Source organism: Pseudovibrio sp. W74 (assembly GCF_001623085.1).
Lineage (GTDB): Bacteria > Pseudomonadota > Alphaproteobacteria > Rhizobiales > Stappiaceae > Pseudovibrio.
The window spans coordinates 409,385-430,121 of the sequence record NZ_LMCJ01000008.1; the positions used below are offsets into that span (position 1 = coordinate 409,385).

The window sequence follows — 20,737 nt, forward strand, 5'->3', positions numbered from 1 at the left end:
CCGCGATCGGGTGACCTTTTGATGTGTCCTTACACGCCTCAAATTCATATGTTCACCCTATGTTCCAAATCTCATATCGACAGAGAACATAAAGATAACCTTTTAATTGATACGGTAGGAATCCAGGACTTTCATGCTCATATCAACCACGCGATAGAGCTGCTCTTTTTTGGCGCCATCCTTACATTGACTGGCCAGTCCCTGCAGGGTTGCTGCATAAAAGCGGGCGAGCGTTTCGATATCAGTACCGGTCTTGAGGCTTTCTTTGCAATCAGTAAGCTTGCGCGTGATCGCAACCACCATGGTGTTGCGCAGATCAGTAATCTCTCTGGTCAGAATGCTATCCTGAGTGGAGATCTCCAGTAAGCCAGATGACAGAAGGCATCCGTCTGACTCTGTTTTATCGCAGAGCACATCGATACATTCGTAAAGGGCGACACGAATGGCATCACAGCAGTTGGAATGCATGGCAAAGCCAGAAAGCAGCCTGCGGCCATAGTTTTGCAGGTACCACCTTGTGGCTGCTGCATAGAGTTCTTCCTTATTGGAAAATGCCCCTTCTACGAACTCATGAGGAACACCCATAGCGTCCACGACATCATCTAGGGAAGTGGCATCATAGCCGCGCTTCCAAAACATTTTGACCGAGGCTTCCAACATGGCCTCTATGTCCGGAGATATTGTTTCCACGTGCATTTCATCCTTTATAGGCATAAGTACATATTACGCGGCCATGGATAAAGAACAACTGATTATTAATGCTAGGAAAATTACGATTAAGGCCTGATAGACAAGATCCGGACAAATTGAGTATTTCGCCTTTTCGCAGCCGCATTTCGTGCCGGATTTGAGCGTTCTGTTTCACAAAAAAGCGGACTGATACTGAGGGCTGCCAGTCCGCTTGTTCTGATCGTTTTTGCTCACATGCACTAGTGTATGACAGGCTGGTTCTCCAATCTTTCAAGGCTGGCATCAGCGAGATTATACAGGTCGGTGCGATCTACCCCATCACAAGCCTGCTTAATGAGGATCGCCATGACTTCGGTGTAGAACTCGGCAAGCTCATTGGGTCTAAAACCCGAGGTGAAGCGCTGTTTGCAGTTCTCCAGTTTTTGATAAATGCGTCCGTGGACCTGCTCTTTGAGATGCGCCATTTCTTTGGCGATGACGCCGTCGGTATCAGAAATCTCCATAAGCTCAACAGAGAGCAAGCTGCCATGCGGGCAGTCATCTTCACAAAACAGTTCAATGCATTCGTAAAGGGCAATACGGATGGCTTCGACAGGGTTGGAATGCATGGCAAAGCCGGAAAGGATCTGATGCTCGTATCTGGTCAGATACCATTTGACCACATTTGAGAACAGATTGGCCGTGTCATGAAAAGTCTTGGATAAACGCTCTGTTGGAACGCCCGTCGCTGTGCTGATTTGCCCAAGCGACGTTGCTTCCACCCCAAAATTTGAGAACTCGTGGATGGAGGCTTCGAAGGTTTTTGTCAAACTGATCGGGGTCGGTCGGTTCGTCTTAACGGTCTCGATTTGCATCGAAAATCTCCCGTATCTTTATTGAACGAGCATTCAATCTTAGGCTCATTTACGTATGCAGCAACTTACCCTCAGGCGAACGAAATCTATCCTTAACAAAGAGGAGCGGTTTGCCTCAGCTTTAGTGAAAAATGATGTAACCAACTGTTGTGGCGTTATATTATTACGATTTATTTTATCGATTCTTTGTTCTGCTAAAGGAGTATGACCTAACGTCTGCTGTCTTCGATTGTGGCAAGATTTCGATGGTTTGTCGCAGCGAAATAGAAGCCTGTTACAAAATCAATCAGGGCAATTGAGTGTCCAGATTAAAGCGGCAGCCTGAGACGAGCCATGATTGCCTGCCCCAAACCCTCAGTTCAAAAAGCCTTTTGAAAAAATACAACTCAAGGGGGGCAAAAGTTGACAGGCACCCTCACCTAAAAAAAGAGCCTGACAGATGTTCATTTCTGTCAGACTCTTCGGTCGAAATGTGCTGGGCGTACTCATTTTCGGTAGGCTTCCAGCAGCTCCAGGCTTAAATCAGCCACACGGTAGAGCTCATCGCTTGGAATGCCGTCTGCTGCCTGACTGGCGAGGCCTCTGAGCGTTGTGATGTAGAAGCGTGCCAGCACAGGTATGTCTGCTGTGTCCTTCAAGTGGGTCTTGTTGCTGTTCAGCTTCATCAAGATGGTGGCGTAGACCTTACGGCGCAGAGACAGCAGCTCCGAGATCAGGATCCGGTCACTGTTGTTGACGGCAGCCAGAGCGTAGGACAACAGCTTGGCGTGCTCACACTGCTTGTTGCAGAACAGTCCGATGCATTCGTAGAGCGCACCGCGCAGAGCTTCTGTGGGATTGGAGTGAAGCGCAAACTCTGACAGGAGCTGTCTTCCGTACTGATCCAGGTACCACATCACTGCAGTGCGATAGAGATGTTCTTTACTCTCAAAGTTCTCATTGAGGAAATGATAGGAAACACCTGACTGGCGGCACACATCATCAATGGACGTGCGATGCACACCGAGGCGCCAGAATACTTTGAGGGATGCTTTGAGTGCTTCCTGCATTGACTGTGGGAACGTCTCGGTGAAGTTAATGGTTTCACTATCCATCGTCAGCCTCCCTTGGTGTTGGGCAATTCATACCAAAAGCATAGGTGACAGGAGGCTTGGAACAACAAACTCAAGAGTGCATGGGAAATACCCTTAACAGTATCATTCACGATACTCTGATATATTATGTAAATGACATTCTTTAGTTTGCGTAATATTGCAAAATAAAAAAGGCGTGATTGCGTAATTTTATAAGCAATTCACGCCTAATAACGCAATTTTTGCGCCATTTCCTTTGTCAGAAACGACGAGATGCCTGCAGTACGCTCAAACTGTGTTCTGCGATTTTATGCAGTTCTGTCGGGCAGTTAACGTCTCTTGCCTGAACAGCCATGCCTTGAATTGTGGCGCCAAAGAAGCTGGCAAGGGCCGGAAGGTCAGTTCCTTCGACAAACTGGGTTTCACAGGCTTTAAACTTATCTGCGATGATCTTGATGGTTTGCTGGCGTAAATCAGCCAATTTACGTGCCAATGCGCCTTGAGCATTAGAACTTTCGACCAATCCGGTAGCGATCATACAACCAGAAGGATGGTCTCCACCGACGAAAACCTCCACACATTCATAAAGAACGGTCCGGATTGCTTCATAAACACAGGAATGCAGAGCAAGACCAGACAGCATTTGCCGGCCATAGCTTGCCGAATACCTGTCGATTGCAGCCAGGTACAGTTCCTCCTTGGAGGAATATGCTGCATACAGACTTGGTGGTGTAATACCCATGGCAGTGACTAGCTCATTTATCGAAGTCGCCTCATAGCCCTGTTGCCAGAACAGGACACTTGCGATCTCCAGTATTTTTTCTTTATCCAACCGACGGGGTCGACCGCGGGGGGCTTTTTCCATTTCCATAGCGATCACTATATATATTGATTGAAATTTTAATCAATCACAGTTTTACCAAGGGTCTTCCTTGGGTTTTGGGCATTATATCACTTCCTTCACCCACACATTACTGATGCATATCAAACTGTTATGCAAAATCCCGTAGCCGATTTCGCCGCGTTTTGGTGCCTGTCTCTCCGGCTAAGGTATAATGACAGATTGTCGCAGCCCCTTGCGATCAGCCGGTCCGTTCCCCAATACCCCTGTGATAACGAGGTCCAGTGTTCAGCTTCCACTTTCACGTATGGGATTAGGGTGTCTCTTTCTTTGCCCCACAAAAAAGAGCGGCACTGAGGCCGCTCCTGATGTTGCATTTGCTTTGAGGTGTTGGCTACGCCTTAACGGCAGCAGACAAGCCCAGCAGACTTTTGGAATCGAGCACGTTGTCCAGGTTGGCCTGAACTTTAAACATTCCGCCTTCACCAACCTTATAGCCAGCCACACCGGTGCATGCTTTTTGCACGGTCTTACCGCCCATCACTTCGGAGGACAGGCTCATCAGCGCGTTTTGCGCTTCAGTGCGCTGTCCGTAGATCTGTGGCACAATTGACTTATCATTTTGCGGACGACCTGCATTCAGGCTTTCCACTTCCATGAGACGCGCTTTGACGGCTGCATCCAGATAGCCTGTACGATCCTTGCCGGACATGCAGTTGATTGCAGGAACGGCTCCGGTTTCATTGGCAATCAGGTTGACCAGAACGGCAACACCATACGCATTGCCTGCGGAACGGCGCTGCTTGCCATCATTGACCGCCTCATGCAGCTGGGTACTGTAACTCTCAAGACGGGCAACTTTACCTGGATCGTTGGCCCCTATTGCATCGGCTTTAGCCTGCTCCACCATCTCGTCCAGTTTACCAATGAGCGGTTCGTTGTGGTTGTCAGCCCATTTCCAGCCGGTGAGACGATCTCCCAGATGTTTGCCGATGGAGCCTGAGAACAATCCCAGTTTCGCAAAGCCGTTGACGCCCATGCTGAACGGCAGCACTTCGACCTCTACATTGACTTCAGTTATGCCTTCACCCGGCAAGTCTACCGTGATGGTTTGCTCGCCCTGTGCGCGGCCCCATGCTTCCTGCTGGCCAGTCTCGTAGGTCTTTGCCTTGGATGCTGCGGTCAGCAGTGAGGTTGAAACAATTTTCAGCGGGAAAGGCTCTCCCGGGTGATCTGTGCGCCATGCTACAATGTCAGCTGCTTTGGTGGATGCTGCTGCTGTTACCACTTCCTGGGTTCGGGTGTCTGCGCCCTTTGTGGCCAGCTCAGCATCATGTTTGACGCCGAACGGGAAGTTCACGCCATGACGGACTGCTGCGTAGGAGGTGGTTTCGCCTTTCAGCTCGCTGACCCACAGGTTTACCGCGTGATCTGTTTCAGAGGTTGCCGTTGAGCTGATGCCGTGTTTCTCATCGGCCTGATAGCCCCCTGCCAAAACTTCCAGTTTTGCAGCTGGTGTGGTGGTGGCTGTGAAGGAGCGCTCTGTCAGTGCAGCATCGCCAGAAGCACCCAGTTCTCTTTGCGTTGCCACATCCAGCTTGACGGTTTCAGTCGTGGTCTGCCAGTTGGCCTCAGTCTTGTTCAATGACTGGGTTATGTGAGCGGATATGTGCTGCTGAAACTCTTTCTTCAGCGTTTTGATATCACTCTTGGAGAGTGTTGTCCCCTCAGCAGAAGCTGCCAGTTTGTAAGCTGAGATGACTTCCTTCTGGATGTCTTTGTTCAGTGCTTTGGACGCCTTTGCTATACCTTTGATATCATCAGGATTTTCTGCAATCTTTGCATCCAACCGATCAAACGCTTCGTTGATGCCTCCATTTGCTTTGATCTCGAAGACGAACCTGTCGCCACGCACCTCGGCTCCCAACAGTTGTTCAACTGCGTGCTTTGCAGCTGGTCTTACATGGGTTTCAGCGCGCTCCTTGATGTTATCAACGGATGTTGCAAGGCTCTTGTTGTTCTCAGTAAACTGAGCTGTTTTTGTGTTCACCAACTGTTTGGTGGCACCCGCTGCAGCCGGAGCGGTTTCGGCTTGGGATGCGCTTGAACTGCCCGTGAAGAACGCCTTGATGCGGGTGAGGACGCTCTGGGTCTCTCTGCCCTCTGCTGGCGTGTTTACACGTGCTGCCAAGCTGTGATGGGAAGAGCCTGAGATTTTTTCTCTGACATATGCAACAATTTTAAACAGGCCACCATCATGGCTCCGCACTTCAGTTGATTTTACGGCTGTGTTTTCAGCGGTATTGGTGTTTGCCTGATTTACAGATGTATTTTCAATAGGTTGGACAGTTGTCGATGCCGCGACCGTCGGAATTCCCATGCCTAGTTCCCTTAGTTTTGTCTTTTAGCGGCGCTTTGAGCGCGTTCTTGAGACAAAGCATATGGAAAGCTGAGAGGCGTGATGTGCCCTTTGGCACGCCTGTGGGTTGATTGTCTCTGTTAGACAGAGTTCAAATCAAACATCCCGTTTAAAGGAGCACCCGTGTCGAACTTTCAAACAGCCGCTAATGAATTCCTTGAAAGCATTGATTTAAGCCCGATGCTGGAGGATGACCTCGACGGCGAACTCGTGCTTGAAATTAATCAGAATTTCTCTCTGGTATTCGGCTTTGATCAAACTACCGAAACGTGCGTGCTCCGCATTCTCTTCAATGATTTGCCAACTGATACCCGTGTTCTCACGGAACTGCTGCAAAACAGCAATACACTGGATGTAGCGGGTTACAATCTGACCTTTGGCCTTGAGGTTGCCCATTCCTCAGCCTATGGAGAAATCCGCATTCCAGACAGCGACATTGACGTTACGCATCTGAAGCAGGTTTTCCCGGTCTTCCTTCAGGTCTCAGAATGGTATGCTGAAGTGAAAGCCGGTGCGGCTCCTGAGTTGTCAGGCCAGGACCACCCGCAAATGTGGATGTAACTCCTGAGGCTCGCCTCGTGCCTTTGAGACAGAGATAGTGCAAAAACAAAGCCAGCTCCGCACAAACGGAACTGGCTTTGCTAAATTCACTCGGTTTGCTGAGATCAGCGCATGGCTTCTACAGCTGCCTTTGCGCAGGCTGCGTCATTTTCCATTGAGCTGCCCGCAACACCGATACCGCCCACCAGAGCACTTTCACCCACAATGATTGGCAGGCCGCCTGCAATGCCAAGAATACCCGGGAACTGTTTGAAGACCGGTGCCTTCTCCAGAACCTCGTTCACCTGTTCTGTTGGCATGCCCCAGGACAAAGATGTGTTTGCCTTGAGCGTTGCGCCTTTGTAGCTGGCAGGCAGAGCCTCATCCATGCGTGCAGACGCCACAACATCCTCACCCCGATCCAGAATAACGATGGACATGTTCCAACCGTTTTCCTTCGCCAGAGCCACACAGGCGCTTACGCCTTTGCCTGCAGCATCAAGGCTCAAATAAGGACGGGTATGGTCCTGAGCAGTTGCCGCGCTTGCCACCAGTGCCAGAGATGCCCCTAAAAGAAGCGATTTTGCATTAATATTCATGAATTTATCTCGCGTTCCGTTTTCCCACGTGCGCGCGGACTTAATTTTAAAATTGTGTCCGAAGCAAGGGTGCCCAGCGCAAACCTGAGTTTATCCAGTAACTTTTATGAACCGCCTGACGATATGATGGAATTTTTGACAAGAAAAGACCCACCTGACGCAATCAAGCATCAAGCGGGCCTTTTTTGAATTCAGCAGACAGCTGAAATCGATGAGCTAGATTAGCCTACGACTTCGGTGCCGGAGAACCAGTAAGCGATTTCTTCAGCAGCTGTTTCAGGAGCGTCAGAACCGTGTACGGAGTTTTCGCCGATGGACAGAGCGAATTCCTTACGGATGGTGCCTTCAGCAGCATCTGCAGGGTTGGTAGCGCCCATGACTTCACGGTTTTTCGCGATTGCGTTTTCGCCTTCCAGAACCTGAACGATGGTTGGAGCGGAAGACATGAATTCTGTCAGTTCACCAAAGAAAGGACGCTCTTTGTGTACTGCATAGAAACCTTCTGCTTCACGCAGGGACATCCAAACGCGCTTGGATGCAACAACGCGGAGGCCAGCTTCTTCGAGCTTAGCGGTGATAGCACCGGTCAGGTTGCGTTTGGTTGCGTCCGGCTTGATCATGGAAAACGTGCGTTCAATCGCCATCGTTATTACCTGCAGTTTGTCACGAGCTTCCGAAGGGCAGCTCTCATTAAAAATCTTTTTCCTGTAGCGCCTTAACAAAGCGCCACAAAGGTTCGCGCGAGATATACTTAAACTCTCCCTTAAAAAGCAAGAGGGTATATCCGTATTCCCACGTTGTCCTGCGTGAAAACTGCAGAAAACAGGCGATTATGACTCATTGATGACGGTTGTAATGCTGTTATCAGCCCTGCCTTGAGGCAACCCGCCCGCCTCTTCCTTATGGGCCCCTTTGATTTTAAGGGGAGGTTTTCCCAAGGAGGCAATGACGCGAATGCAGGCTTTTGGCGAAAAGGGTTGAGGTTCCAACAGGTTCTGGCGCAGCATAGATAACTACGTCTTTCGGGTTGCGACTACACGTCTCCCCCTACGGCTGGTTTTGTTTGAGATGGGTCAATTTATAGAAGTTCAAAGGCGTGCATTGTTCTTGCAACAGACATAGCAAGAGGACACCCCTATGAAAGCAGCATTTGTAATGTATGCCTCCTATAACAAGTGGGCTAACGATCTATTGCTTCAGGAATGCGACCAGATCACTGCGGAAGAGTACCACCGTGATCTTGGCGTTTATTTCAATTCCATTCATGGCACCATGGATCACCAGTATGTGGCAGATAAGGTCTGGCTTTACCGCTTTACCGGCCAGGGCGACCCGATTGACAGCCTTGACGAACAGTTGACCGGCGACCTTGCAACCTTGCAGGAAAAGCGCCGTCTGCTGGACGATCGTATCTGCTCGGTGATTGATCAGATGCAGGAGAAAGATTTCCTGCGCACCATGATCTATCGCACTGTGCGCAAACCACTGGTGATGCAGCAGCCCCTTGGCGCTGCGCTGTTCCACTTCTTCAACCACCAGACCCACCACCGCGGACAGGTGCATGCCATGCTGACCCAGCTGGGCCGGACGCCTGCGGCGCTGGACATGATCTACTTCCAGCGTGAGACCGGGCAATGGATGGCGAAGGAAGAAGACATGATTACTGCCTGACGAAAGGCAACTGATTTCGCCCGATAATCGGGCGTGTGCTCTTGTTTCTCCCTGAAGAGGTCAAGTATGATCTGGTATTGATCATGATCTTTTCAGGGATGCATTCATGGAGCGCGTTACAAAGCCCGGCAAACAGTCCGTTCAGGCACCCTTGCCTGATGACGTTGCGGCGGTGTTTGCCGCTTACCCTGAGGACAAACGCGTCCGCCTGCTGGACCTGCGCTCGCTTATCCTGGACTGCGCCCAGCGCTTACATGGCCCCTCCTCTTTGACAGAGACCCTGAAGTGGGGCGAGCCTTCCTATCGCCCTTTGCCAAAGCATGGCGGCACCACGGTGCGCCTTCACTGGAAACCAAAGTTCGGCGACCAGCTCGGCCTGTTCGTGCACTGCCAAACCACCCTCATTGCTGACATGCGCGCCCTTTATGGCGATGTGCTGAGCTTTGAAGGCAACCGCTGCCTCTGGGTGCCTGTAAATGGCACTTACCCACGTGATCCCGTCGAGCACTTTTTGGCGGAGGCATTCAGGTATGGGAAGAGGTAGGCCTAGCGGCTACTAAAAATGCGCAGAAACCTGTGATTTGCCTGCATCTGTAGAAATTTATTCGATCACGCCTCCTATCAAGACTTGCCAAGCGTATCTTAAGGGGGCAAACAGCGTGGCATGCTTCAGGTTTCTAATCTTACATATCGCATTGCCGGGCGTCTTTTGATCGACAATGCCTCCGTTACTATTCCAAGTGGTGCGAAAACCGGTCTTGTCGGGCGCAACGGCGTTGGTAAGTCTACGCTGTTCAAGCTGCTGTGCGGTGAGCTGTCCGTTGAGAGCGGCAGTGTGCACATGCCGCAAAAGGCGCGCGTGGGTCAGGTGGCTCAGGAAGCGCCGGGCACGCAGGAAACGCTTTTGGGAGTGGTTCTGGCGGCTGATACGGAACGCACCGCTCTTTTGGCTGAGGCCGAAACGGCTGAAGATGCGCACCGGATTGCGGAGATCCATACGCGACTTGTCGATATAGAGAGCCACAGCGCTGAAGCGCGGGCCTCTGCGATCCTGAGCGGACTGGGCTTTTCTTACGACGAGCAGCAGCAGCCGTGTGCCAACTTCTCCGGTGGTTGGCGTATGCGTGTTGCGCTTGCAGCCTTGTTGTTTTCCAAGCCAGACCTGATGCTGCTTGATGAGCCGACCAACTACCTCGACCTTGAAGGTACGATGTGGCTGGAGAACTTCATTGCGCGTTATCCGTATCAGGTTGTTCTGATCAGCCATGATCGCGACCTTTTGAACAATGCGGTCGACAGCATCGTGCATATGGATGGTGGCAAGCTCACCTTCTATCGCGGTGGTTATGACAGTTTTGACCGTCAGCGCCGTGAAACCATTTTGCTGCAGAAGAAGGCGGCTGATAAGCAGGAAAAGGCACGCAAGCATATTCAAAGCTTCGTTGACCGTTTCCGCGCGAAGGCTACCAAAGCGAAACAGGCGCAGTCTCGCATCAAGATGCTAGAGAAGATGCAGCCAATTTCTGTGTTGGATGAAGGTTCAGGACTGGAGCTGCATATTCCGCAGCCTGAGGCCAAGCTTTCTCCGCCGATCATCAAGCTGGAACAAGCTTCTGTTGGCTATGATGACACGGTGATCCTGAAGAACCTGACGCTGAACATTGACCATGATGACCGCATTGCTCTTCTTGGTGCCAATGGTAACGGTAAATCGACCTTCGCCAAGCTGATTGCCGGGCGCCTTGGTTTGATGTCTGGTGATATGACTAAGGCCACCAAGCTGAGCACTGCGTTTTTTGCGCAGCATCAGCTGGATGACCTGATGCCCGAAAGCAACCCGATTGAGCATGTGCGTCCGCTGATGCCGGGCGCGTTGGAATCCAAAATCCGCGCGCGTGTGGACCGGTTTGGTTTGCCGACAGACCGGATGCTGACCCCTGCCAAGGATCTTTCCGGTGGTGAGAAAGCCCGGTTGCTGCTAGGCCTTGCCACGTTCCACGGGCCGAACCTTGTCATTCTTGATGAGCCGACCAACCACCTTGATATCGACAGCCGCGAAGCCCTTGTGCACGCGATCAACGATTATGACGGTGCGGTCATTCTCATCAGCCATGACAGGCATCTGGTAGAGGCCTGTGCAGACCGGTTGTGGCTGGTTGCCGATGGCGGTGTAAGAAACTTCGACGGCGACATGGCGGAGTACCGCAAGTTGATCTTAAAGGGCGACAGTGGCTCCAAGTCCAAAGTCGCGGTTGATGAAGACAGCGAGAAAGCGAATGCGCAGGCGCGCCGTAAGGAAGCAGCTGAGCGCCGTGCTAAAACTGCACCGCTGAAAAAGAACATTGAAGCTGCGGACAAAGAGATCTCCAAATACCAGAAGTACATCAAAAAGCTTGATGCCCTGCTGGCTGATCCACGCATCTACACCGAGGCACCGGACAAGGCAAAACAACACGCCATCCGCCGTGCTGCCTATGTGAAGGTGCTGGCAGAGACCGAAGAGAACTGGCTGAAGATGTCCGCTGAGCTGGAAGAGCTGACAGGCGGCTAGGCTTATCGCTTTCGAGAGATTGTTATGAACCCGGGACTGGAAGCAGTGCCGGGTTTTTTATTGCTATGTGTAGAGCGCCTTATGCATCCCTGTCGGACATACCTATGTCGGTAGCTTCCCCCAACGGGAAGGACCGGCGTAGCCCAAATTTCATGGCAAAGGCCAGAATCAAAGCAGTCAAAGCTAACATGAGTGTTGCGAAGTGAGCATCTTGCTTGTAGGAACTTGAATATCTGAGCGCAGGCCACCAAGCCTGCATAGGGACGAAAGTGTGCAAGAGAATTGGCAAACACACCAACAGCCCAAGCTTCACCAGCGGTTGCGTCATCAGGCCTCTTCCAATTCAATAAATTAGCTATCACAATATGTTAAATGAATTTTCTAATATACAGATTCACCGGCTTCATAAACTGATTCAAGTGAACGGCTCACACTATGTTAGGCCTCAGAAACCAGTTTTGACAGGGCTTTTACACGGTCGTTCTTGGAGCCTGTCAGCTCCACCGTTTCGGGCAGGACATCCAACACTCCGAGCGTGTCATCGCGAAGAATTTGCTTCAGACGGGTGTCGGTTTGTTTCCTGAGTTTGGGGTATTCGATGGTGGTGGTGATCTCATCAAGTGAAATGAGCGGGAGGAAGATGATCAGATCCAGTGTGGTGAGGGCTTGTTCGATCTGCCTCAGGAGCTGACCTGACGGCTCCCATTCATCGCCGTCTTGTTCACTCAGCACTTCCAGATAAGCCATGAAATCCAGCGGGCAGCGATCGAAGATTATGTTTTGCTCTGCACCGGAGGTGAGGATCGTTTTCAGGCTATGGCTCAGCTGCTCTGTGAAGCTTGCGATGGAGGGCTCATCTGAGAGTGCAACGCCCTGCTCTGCCAGGTCCCAATAAGGTTCCTGCGTGGCTTCATAGGTCAGGTGTTGATCGACAAAGTCTTCTATGAGTGTTGTTTTGCCGCTGCCGTGGGTTCCGGTGATTGCAATCCTCATGCTGTCCCCTGAAGATAAAACGTCTCTCTCCGTGCTCAGAGTGAGGCGCTTGATTGTTCTCTACTGACACTCAGCTCTAACCATTGCGTTTCAGTTCCAGCCAGATGTGGGGGATGTTGCGGCCATCGTCTTTGTGTTGGACGAATGTTGTTCTTGAAGTCTCTTTAAAGCCGTCACCGTAATACGCTGCAATCTCTTCATCCGTCAGTGGCCATGGCGGGCCAGAGCGGTCGCCGGTGCCATCATAGTACCGCCCGAGGATAATCAGCGTGCCGCCGGGGGCGACGAGGCTTTTGAGAGGTTTGACCACATCACCACGCATTTCGATGCCGATGGCCTGCAGGGTAAAGCATTCGTAGACCAGATCGAACTTGCCAATCCAATCTGCTGGCGGGTTGAACAGGTCTGCACAACGGAACTCGATTTCACCGGATGGGAAGCGCTTTTGCGCCCATTCTATTGCTGTGGGCGCCACGTCGAAGGCCGAGGTTTTCCAACCAGCCTCATGCAAAGCATTGGCGTTATCGCCCAGCCCGCAGCCCACATCCAGCGCGGTGCGCCCCTCACCCTTGTTGTGTTCCAGCCATTCCACCAGCGGTGCTTTTGGCTTCAGCTCGGCCCACGGGATCTCGTTGGTATCGCCATCGGCAGTGGTGTAGACTTGCTCAAACCAGCTTTTGCGGTTTTCCCAGCCACCACCATTTGCACCTTCCAGCGTATCCAGACGCGCACGCAGTTGTTTGCGATGGTCTATGTCGTCAGTGGTCATGCTTTCCGGTCCCATCCGCCATTGTCGGTCTGCGCCCAGTATGTGAGTTCATGGTCGCCGTTTTTGACCTCGAGCCAACGCTGCCGGGCTTCTTGCAAGGCATCCTGATCGTTGCCGTCGAACATATAAACAACGCGCTTGTACTGCGCCGGATCGGGCAGCGGTGCGCGGTCCACCAAAAAACGGACGATTGCCTCATTGGGGTTGTCGTTTTCCGTTGTCAGGTAGATGGGCTGAAATTCTGGATGGCCTTCCTTTTTGGTGCCGTGAGGCAGGAAACCATCATCAGAATAGGTCCAGAGGTAAGAATCAATGGCATCACACCGTGCTTCCGTTCCAAACTGGATGGTGACAACCCATTCTCTCTCCAAGCACTTTTCAAGGAGAGTGGGCAAGGCCCGTTCCAGCGGAAATTTAGAGAGCTGGTAGAACAGCACTTCACTCATATTCTGGTTTCCCGTTTATCCGGCAGGCTTTTTGCGTCCTGCAGCCCAATACGCCGTGCGACGCATGCTGCATCAGGCTGCGCATGGAATATGTAAAGCCCAAATCACTGTGTTTCTCAATTGACCACATTTTATCCTAAAAATTGTCGTGAATGATCCCAATTACATCGGGATATTCATAGGAATCGTTGATAAATCCAACCCAGACGCTTTAAAGGGCTAGACTTGACTGCATTCCTGGGGAATTTCGGTGTGGTGTTAAGCTTAGCGAAACCGACGCCAAATTATGGAGAGTGAAATGCTCTCATCTCTGTGGTGTTGTGGGACCACAGGCATTGTATATTTAGGAAACGACCAAATGGCAGCGCGTATTGTATTGTTCTTTGCTCTTGTATCCGGTCTTGTTGGCGTAACAGCTGCAGTGGGTGCGATGCTTCCAGAAGCCTCCAGCTCCTGTACTCATTATCAGACCTGCTGATTGACTGGAAAACCAACTTACTCTTTCAAATATAAAATTTTCTTTGAATATAGCGCTTAGCGCGTTTAACTCTTTTAAAATCAAGAATGCCCCTCTTCAGTTTGAAGTGGGGTTCTTTTTTTGTCGCCCTCAAGACGTTGCTGCTGCCTTTGTGATGAGCAGCAAAAAGGCCGACCACAACTTCTGTGACCGGCCTTTTTTCGTTTAATTTAACGCAGGCATTTTATTGCCTGATGCAAGGCTTAGCCTTCGTAATGATCTTTGATCATGCGGTTCAGTGCGCGCACGCCGAAACCGGATGCCCAGCCCTGAGAGATTGCGTTTTTCTTGGAGCCCATTGCAGTGCCGGCCACATCGATGTGTGCCCACTTGGCCTCATTGGTGTGACGCTGCAGATAAACAGCTGCAGTGCTTGCACCACCCCAACGGCTGCCACCGGTGTTACGCATATCGGCATTTGGGGTGTCGACCATCTTGTCGTACTCATCCCCCAAAGGCAAACGCCACATTTTTTCTGCAGTGGTTTCACCAGCTTCGCAGATCTGCGCAGCCAGCTCATCATTCGCAGAGAAGACACCTGCGCGATGGCCGCCCAGAGCAACCAGACAAGCGCCTGTCAGGGTTGCAAGGTCTACCATGAACTTCGGCTCAAAACGGCTTTGTGTGTACCAAAGCGCATCACCCAGCACCAAACGGCCTTCCGCATCGGTGTTGAGGATTTCAACGGTTTGACCAGACATTGTTTTGACGATATCGCCCGGACGGATCGCGTTGCCATCCGGCATGTTTTCCACCAGACCCAGCACACAGATTGCGTTGACTGCAGCTTTACGGCCTGCAAGAGCTTTCATAAGGCCGATGACAGCTGCTGCGCCGCCCATATCGCCCTTCATGTCTTCCATGCCAGCGCCCGGCTTCAGGGAGATACCACCGGTATCAAACACAACGCCTTTACCAACGAATGCGATTGGAGCGTCGCCTTCCTTGCCGCCATTCCACTTCATGATTGCCAAACGGGAAGGACGAACTGACCCCTGACCAACGGCCAGCAGTGCATTCATGCCCAGTTCCTGCATCTCTGCTTCATCGAGGATTTCAACTTCCACACCGAACTCAGAGAGCTGCTGAGCTTTTGCAGCGAACTCAACCGGGCCAAGCGTGTTGGCAGGCTCATCAACAAGAGTACGTGCGAGAAGTGTGCCTTCTGCTACAGCCTCAGCTTCTGCCCAGAGTGGAGCCACTGCTGCTGCATCCTGCACCTTCAACGTGATTTCGCAGGCCTTGTCGCCGTCTGCTTCTTTTTTAACAGTGCGGTAGGTGTCGAACTTGTAACCGCGCAGCAAAGCACCTTGCGCAAAGTCTGCGGCTTGCTGAGCTGTTGCGGCAGCTGGGAAGGTCACTTCTGCACCTTCCGCTTTGAGCGCAAGCAATTTGCCAGCAACTTCACCGCCCAGGTTAACCCAGTCCTGCTCTTTCAGGTCGTCGACTTTGCCAAGGCCCGCAACGATCAAACGGTCTGCATCCATACCTTCTGGAGCGAGCAAGTGCATGATACCGGATTTCTTACCTGTGAAATCAGCCGTTTTAGCAGCGCGCTCAACAGTTTTTCCAGCGGAGCCCATCACACCCTCAGCTTCTGCTGCAAAGCTGAGTTCTTCACCTGCAAAGACGACCTGAACGGGTGCTGTTGCATCAGAATACTGCGCGATCTTAATGGATGTGAATTGCGTCATTATGTCGTTTCTTTCCTCGGGATGACCTGCGATAGGCAATTTCTAGCAGAATATGCTAGCAACCACAGGCGGACGCGTGGTCCAGCTACTCTTAAAATTCATGGCAGAACATGGCGCGATAATGGTCCCGTTTCAAGGCTATGTGAAGAAACTTGCGAGTTTATTCATTAAAAGATCCGGTGATCCGGCTTTCTGCCGTATTCCGTGTTATTGAGTGGACTTGAATCATTTTGCGGCTTGGCCTCCCCCATAACGAACAAGAAAAGGTTCTGTTGCACGGCACAATGAAAACTATTGAACGCTACATCGTCAAACGCAGCTTTACCGCCTTTATTGTGACACTGGCCGCCATGACTGGCGTCGTCTGGTCCACCCAAGCGCTGCGCCAGCTGGATCTGGTCACCTCAAAAGGCCAGACCCTTTTGCAGTTTGGTTACATCACTGCACTGGCTCTGCCTTTTCTCATCCTGATCGTTGCGCCCTTCGCAATGATGCTGGCGTTTATAATCGTGCTTAACAGCATGTCCCGCGACAGTGAGCTTATTGTCATCAACGCTTCGGGCGCTTCCAAGTCGCTTGTTCTCCGGCCAATCATGGTGTTTTCACTCGCGATCACAGCCCTGATGTATTTCCTGTCCATGTATCTGTCCCCGACAGGCTTGGCGGAATTGCGCAGTGAGTTGACGCGCGTACGTGTTGATCTGGTCGCCAACATCATCAAGCCCGGACGTTTCATTCCGATCGAAGAGAATCTGACCTTCCATATCCGCAACAGAAGCGGTGATGGGATCCTTGAAGGTCTCTTGCTGGATGATGCCCGCGATCCGGAAACCTCATTTACCTATACGGCTGAGACGGGACGGATTATCGAGGCTGCGGACAAAACACTGCTTGTCATGCTTGATGGAACGATCCAGCGCCGCCCGAAAGGTGGGCAGGATATGTCCATCGTCAGCTTTGAGAGTTATGGCTTCGATTTGTCCTCGATGATTCCCGAAGCTCGCGAGCCAACATTCAAGGCAAGTGAGCGTCCAACCTTCGAATTGCTGAGCGCAAGCCCTGATGATTCTTACGCTGCAAAGCATTGGGACAAGCTAGTTGTGGAATTCCACGACCGTTTAAGTGTCCCGCTTTACCCCATTGCCTTTGGTCTGATCATCTATGCTTTCCTGGGTTCTCCCAAGACCACTCGTCAGGATCAAGGCCTTGCAATAACAACAACAATCGCGGTTGCGACCCTGCTGAGAACAGCAGGTTTTGGCGCAACGCTCATCGTGAGTTCGGCTCCTGATATGTTCCCATTGCTCTACGCAATCCCAATAATCGCAATTGCGCTTGCTGCGTGGTCCATTAGCCTGAACAGAAGACCTTGGTTTGTTCAGCGTCTGGTCGATGGAACACAAAGCCTCTTTAATGGCATTGGTCGTGTGTTCTCCAAATTGGTAGGCCGCAAGAACCAAGGGACAGCAGGACTGTAATGACCGGAAGAACGCTTAGTCTTTACATATCCAAACGGTTTTTGAAGTCGATTCTGGCCCTCTTTCTGTTTGCTGCCGTTTTGATCTTGCTGTTTGACGTGCTTGAGCTTGTTCGCCGAGGTGGCGACCGTGAAGGGTTTTCTCTTCTGCGCATTGCTGCAATCTCTGCTTTGCGCGTTCCACTTCTGCTTGAACAGGTTATTCCGTTTGCCGTCCTTTTTGGCTCTATCTGGGCGTTTGTTACGCTCTCTAGAAGCCTTGAGCTCGTGGTCGCACGTGCGGCTGGTATTTCGGTCTGGCAGTTTACTGCCCCTGCTCTTCTGACTGGCCTGTTCATAGGCGTTGCTGCTGTGATTGGTTACAATCCTGGTGCTGTATATCTGCAGCAAAAATCAGATGAGGTGGCAGAAGGCTTGTTCAGTGTGGAGCAAACCTATTTGCTTGAAGGATCTGGAGAGGTTTGGCTCAGACAGAACGGCACCGATGGCGAGTCAGTTCTTCATGCACGCCACACCAGCGGGCAAGGTGCGTCACTCAATGGTGTCACGATCTTCTCGTTTGATCGCCAAGGCCAGTTTTCAGAGAGAATCGAAGCACGGCGCGCCGTCCTAGCTGAGGGCATGTGGCGGCTAACTGATGCTGTTGTCTATGCTGTAGACACTGATCCACAGCATTATGGGAACTACTCTGTCAGTACTTTTTTGACCCCGACAGAGGTCAAGGAGAGCATAGGTTCGCCGGAATCTATTAGTTTTTGGAGTCTTCCACGCTTTATTGAGTTATCCCAAAGGGCTGGACTACCCGCGTATAGGTATTCTTTACAATATCAGACTCTTCTAGCCAAACCCCTGTTACTTGTGGCAATGATTGTCATTGCTGCTGCTGTTTCGCTGCGTGTATCGCGTTTTGGGGGGATTGGCCGCTTGATTGTTTGGGGCATTGTTGCTGGTTTCGTGCTTTATGCCGTTTCCGAAATCTCAAAGGATCTGGGCGGTGCTGGAATCGTTCCCACAACGGTTGCAGCATGGGCACCTGGCGTATTTGGGGTTCTTATGGGTTTTACAATTCTGTTGAATCAGGAGGATGGTTGATGGGTTCGGCCTTGATCCTGAAACAGAAAATCAAGCGAGTTGGTGCTGGCTGCGTATCGCCAGAATACCTTCGCACTGTCTCTGCAGTTGCTCTGCTGTGCGGCGCTGGCCTTGCGGTCCTCAGCGCGCCTGCTGTTGCGCAGATCGACCTTTCACAGTCTGCCCAGCAGGCTGTTGACACATCTCAGCCAATGTTGCTTGAAGCGAAAGAGCTTCGCTATGATTTTGACAATGACGTCATTATCGCGACGGGTAGTGTTGAGATCTACTTTGACAACTACACATTGCTCGCAGATCGTGTGACTTACAACCGTAAGGACGGCAAATTTTCTGCGCACGGCAATGTGGAAATGACAGAGCCTGATGGCAATCTCATTCTTGCAGACAATCTGACTTTGAGTGATGATTTCTCTGAGGGCTTCGTCAATGCTTTGCAGATTGACACTCCTCAGTTTACGCATTTCGTTGCCGAGAGCGCTGAACGCTCTAATGACAACGTTACCACACTGAGGAATGGCACTTATTCTGTCTATAAGAAGGCTCCCAAGCCTCCGTTATGGCGGATCAAATCAACAACGATCATCCACAATCAGCAAAAGCAGCGCATCTATTTTGAGGGTGCTTCTATTGAGCTGTTCGGAAACACGATTGCCAAGATTCCTTACTTCTCAATCGCAGATCCATCAGTCGGCCGTAAATCTGGTTTCCTACTTCCACGCTTTGTTACCAAGAATCGCCTCGGTTTTGGTGCCGCGATTCCATATTACTGGTCCCTTTCGCCAACATACGATCTAACCGTGACACTCACGCCGCTCACGCAGCAAGGTGTATTGGGCCAGCTGGATTGGCGGCAACAGTTTGATACTGGTTCCTACAATGTTTCACTTGGCGGGATCTCTCAGGCAGACCCAAGTGCCTTTAATGGCTCCAGCGGCGATGTACGTGGTCGCTTTATTGTCAATACGGACGGAAGCTTCGATCTGAGTCAACGCTGGGAAGCCGGTTGGGACATTACTTATGCAACAGACCGGGCATTCCGCGAGGACTATGGGTTTGCACGATTTGGTAGCGCTCAGGAAGTTTCCAAGCTTTTCTTGAATGGTCAAACAAAGCGGAATCTCTTTGACGCAAATGCATATGCCTTCCAGATTTCGCAGGAAGACAACCCAAGCCCAACGCAGCCGATGAATCCGATTGGGCCATTCTCTCAGGTCAATGCAGACCTTCAAGAGAAGCAGCCTTTTGTTCATCCTGTCATAGACAATGCCATTTATTTCGAGAAGTCTGTCGTTGGTGGACAACTAAACTACGATGGCAACCTCACAAGTCTGACGCGCCAGACAACTGACGCCTTCTCTGTGAATGGCCAAAACCGCTTCCGTGGTGTTGAAGGTACGTTTAGTCGTCTAAGCGCAAACCTGACTTGGCAGCGCACACTTATCGATCCGATTGGTCAGGTGTTCACGCCGTTTGCTTATGCAAAGACCAACCTGTATTTCCTCGCAAATGCAGATGATAATGTGACGGCTCTTTCAGATGAGTCCGTTGTCTTCCGTGGAATGCCTGCAGTTGGCTTGGAATATCGGTATCCATTCCTTGCAACATTTAACGGTGGCAATCAGGTAATTGAACCGATTGCGCAGATCATTGTTCGTCCAAACGAGGCGGAAATTGGGGAACTGCCAAACGAAGACGCACAGTCTATCGTGTTTGACGCTTCCACGCTGTTTGAATGGGATAAGTTTTCAGGATTCGACCGTAACGAGGGCGGCACCCGTGCAAACTTAGGTTTGCAGTATAAGCTGCAGTTTGACAAAGGCTCGTTTATCAGCGGTTTGTTTGGTCGCTCCTTCCAACTTGCCGGCCAGAACTCCTATTCAGTTCCAGGCATTCTCGATTCAACAGGCGACTCCGGCTTGCAGACTGCAGGGTCTGATTATGTGACTAGCCTCTATTTTGACACCAATACTGGCTTTCGCGTTGGTGGTAATGCACGCTTTAGCGAACATGACTTTGGCGTAGAACGTGCAGAAGTCAGCGCGAGCGGTCGTTATGGTCCAGCTTCGACAGTTCTGTCCTATGCCTATTTGGCGGAGCGTCCAGACGCTGGGATTGATGAACAGCGCTCTGAGCTTGTTGGTGCCTTGAATCTGAACTTGCAGGAAAACTGGCGTGTCTTCGGTTCACTGCGTTATGACATGATCAACGAAAACATTGTTCAGGATACTGTTGGTCTTGGTTATGACGACGAAGGCTTCTCCGCTTCACTCTCCTATGGTGAAGACAGAAGCCGGAACAATGGTGAGCCCGTAGAGCGGATCTTCTTCTTCCGATTCGGCCTCAGAACTATTGGTGATACCAGCCTTTCGACCTCAACTTCTGACTCATCCCCAAATGATTGAGTAAGTAGATAAGCTTAAACCTCTGGCTGTGCATAGGAAATAGCCAGAGGCATGACAGAATGTCGCCTACATTTGTTATTATTAGTTTGAATAAATTTTTCCGGGCTGC

The 20,737-nt window shown here is 51.1% G+C and carries 19 protein-coding genes; 7 read left to right on the forward strand and 12 right to left on the reverse strand.

Annotated features, from left to right (window positions below):
• Positions 1–102: 102 nt before the first annotated feature.
• The 5 genes from PsW74_RS08080 to PsW74_RS08100 all read right to left on the reverse strand — a co-directional run bounded on the left by PsW74_RS08080 (position 103) and on the right by PsW74_RS08100 (position 5,838).
• Positions 103–696 carry a helix-turn-helix domain-containing protein gene (locus tag PsW74_RS08080; RefSeq protein ID WP_244271753.1) on the reverse strand — a complete coding sequence of 198 codons (594 nt, stop codon included), beginning with the start codon at positions 694–696 and terminating at the stop codon, positions 103–105.
• Positions 697–929: 233 nt separating this feature from the next.
• Positions 930–1,544, reverse strand: a complete 615-nt coding sequence (locus PsW74_RS08085; RefSeq protein ID WP_057465344.1) for a TetR/AcrR family transcriptional regulator — start codon at positions 1,542–1,544, stop codon at positions 930–932.
• 485 nt (positions 1,545–2,029) lie between these two features.
• Positions 2,030–2,638 carry a TetR family transcriptional regulator gene (locus tag PsW74_RS08090; protein ID WP_063288462.1) on the reverse strand — a complete coding sequence of 203 codons (609 nt, stop codon included), beginning with the start codon at positions 2,636–2,638 and terminating at the stop codon, positions 2,030–2,032.
• A gap of 238 nt (positions 2,639–2,876) precedes the next feature.
• Entirely contained in the window at positions 2,877–3,488 is a 612-nt protein-coding gene (locus tag PsW74_RS08095) for a TetR/AcrR family transcriptional regulator (protein ID WP_208980904.1), read from the reverse strand.
• Between the two features lie 364 nt (positions 3,489–3,852).
• Complete coding sequence (locus PsW74_RS08100; protein ID WP_063288461.1) at positions 3,853–5,838, reverse strand: inositol phosphate phosphatase SopB; 1,986 nt, start codon at positions 5,836–5,838, stop codon at positions 3,853–3,855.
• A 162-nt stretch (positions 5,839–6,000) separates the two neighbouring features.
• On the opposite strand from PsW74_RS08100, the gene PsW74_RS08105 reads away from it, so the two are divergent.
• Positions 6,001–6,438, forward strand: coding sequence for a hypothetical protein (locus tag PsW74_RS08105; protein WP_057465348.1), 438 nt, complete (start codon positions 6,001–6,003; stop codon positions 6,436–6,438).
• A gap of 104 nt (positions 6,439–6,542) precedes the next feature.
• On the opposite strand, the gene PsW74_RS08110 is transcribed toward PsW74_RS08105, so the two are convergent.
• Both PsW74_RS08110 and ndk read right to left on the reverse strand, forming a co-directional pair.
• Positions 6,543–7,016, reverse strand: a complete 474-nt coding sequence (locus PsW74_RS08110) for a heme-binding protein (protein ID WP_057465349.1) — start codon at positions 7,014–7,016, stop codon at positions 6,543–6,545.
• A gap of 221 nt (positions 7,017–7,237) precedes the next feature.
• The gene (gene ndk, locus PsW74_RS08115; RefSeq protein WP_057465350.1) at positions 7,238–7,660 is read right to left on the reverse strand and encodes a nucleoside-diphosphate kinase; all 423 of its coding nucleotides are present in this window, start codon (positions 7,658–7,660) and stop codon (positions 7,238–7,240) included.
• 493 nt (positions 7,661–8,153) lie between these two features.
• Here ndk and PsW74_RS08120 point away from each other — a divergent pair, with 493 nt between their 5' ends.
• From PsW74_RS08120 to PsW74_RS08130, 3 genes are all read left to right on the forward strand, one after another.
• Positions 8,154–8,687: a DinB family protein gene (locus PsW74_RS08120; RefSeq protein ID WP_057465351.1), complete on the forward strand. Its 534-nt coding sequence runs from the start codon at positions 8,154–8,156 to the stop codon at positions 8,685–8,687.
• Positions 8,688–8,793: 106 nt separating this feature from the next.
• Entirely contained in the window at positions 8,794–9,231 is a 438-nt protein-coding gene (locus PsW74_RS08125) for a DUF1801 domain-containing protein (protein WP_063288460.1), read from the forward strand.
• Positions 9,232–9,351: 120 nt separating this feature from the next.
• Complete coding sequence (locus PsW74_RS08130; protein WP_063288459.1) at positions 9,352–11,238, forward strand: ABC-F family ATP-binding cassette domain-containing protein; 1,887 nt, start codon at positions 9,352–9,354, stop codon at positions 11,236–11,238.
• Positions 11,239–11,317: 79 nt separating this feature from the next.
• Here the strand turns inward: PsW74_RS08130 and PsW74_RS08135 are convergent, their stop codons facing one another.
• From PsW74_RS08135 to PsW74_RS08155, 5 genes are all read right to left on the reverse strand, one after another.
• The gene (locus PsW74_RS08135) at positions 11,318–11,566 is read right to left on the reverse strand and encodes a hypothetical protein (RefSeq protein WP_063288458.1); all 249 of its coding nucleotides are present in this window, start codon (positions 11,564–11,566) and stop codon (positions 11,318–11,320) included.
• A 110-nt stretch (positions 11,567–11,676) separates the two neighbouring features.
• Positions 11,677–12,231 (reverse strand): AAA family ATPase, encoded by a 555-nt coding sequence (locus PsW74_RS08140; protein ID WP_063288457.1) that lies wholly within the window; start codon positions 12,229–12,231, stop codon positions 11,677–11,679.
• A gap of 76 nt (positions 12,232–12,307) precedes the next feature.
• Positions 12,308–13,000, reverse strand: a complete 693-nt coding sequence (locus PsW74_RS08145; RefSeq protein ID WP_063288456.1) for a methyltransferase domain-containing protein — start codon at positions 12,998–13,000, stop codon at positions 12,308–12,310.
• Positions 12,997–13,446, reverse strand: a complete 450-nt coding sequence (locus PsW74_RS08150; RefSeq protein WP_063288455.1) for a DNA polymerase III subunit chi — start codon at positions 13,444–13,446, stop codon at positions 12,997–12,999. The genes PsW74_RS08145 and PsW74_RS08150 overlap by 4 nt, the downstream gene beginning before the upstream one ends.
• 720 nt (positions 13,447–14,166) lie before the next feature.
• Positions 14,167–15,657 (reverse strand): leucyl aminopeptidase, encoded by a 1,491-nt coding sequence (locus tag PsW74_RS08155; protein WP_063288454.1) that lies wholly within the window; start codon positions 15,655–15,657, stop codon positions 14,167–14,169.
• Positions 15,658–15,941: 284 nt separating this feature from the next.
• Between PsW74_RS08155 and lptF the strand changes: the two genes are divergently transcribed.
• Genes lptF through PsW74_RS08170 form a run of 3 tightly spaced genes read left to right on the forward strand, consistent with a single transcriptional unit; the run spans position 15,942 to position 20,628 of the window.
• Positions 15,942–17,135, forward strand: coding sequence for an LPS export ABC transporter permease LptF (gene lptF, locus PsW74_RS08160; RefSeq protein ID WP_208986645.1), 1,194 nt, complete (start codon positions 15,942–15,944; stop codon positions 17,133–17,135).
• Complete coding sequence (lptG, locus tag PsW74_RS08165; protein WP_063288452.1) at positions 17,135–18,226, forward strand: LPS export ABC transporter permease LptG; 1,092 nt, start codon at positions 17,135–17,137, stop codon at positions 18,224–18,226. Before lptF ends, lptG begins: the two co-directional genes overlap by 1 nt.
• A complete protein-coding gene (locus tag PsW74_RS08170; RefSeq protein WP_063288451.1) occupies positions 18,226–20,628 on the forward strand; it encodes an LPS-assembly protein LptD in 2,403 nt (800 codons plus the stop codon). Before lptG ends, PsW74_RS08170 begins: the two co-directional genes overlap by 1 nt.
• Positions 20,629–20,737 lie beyond the last annotated feature (109 nt).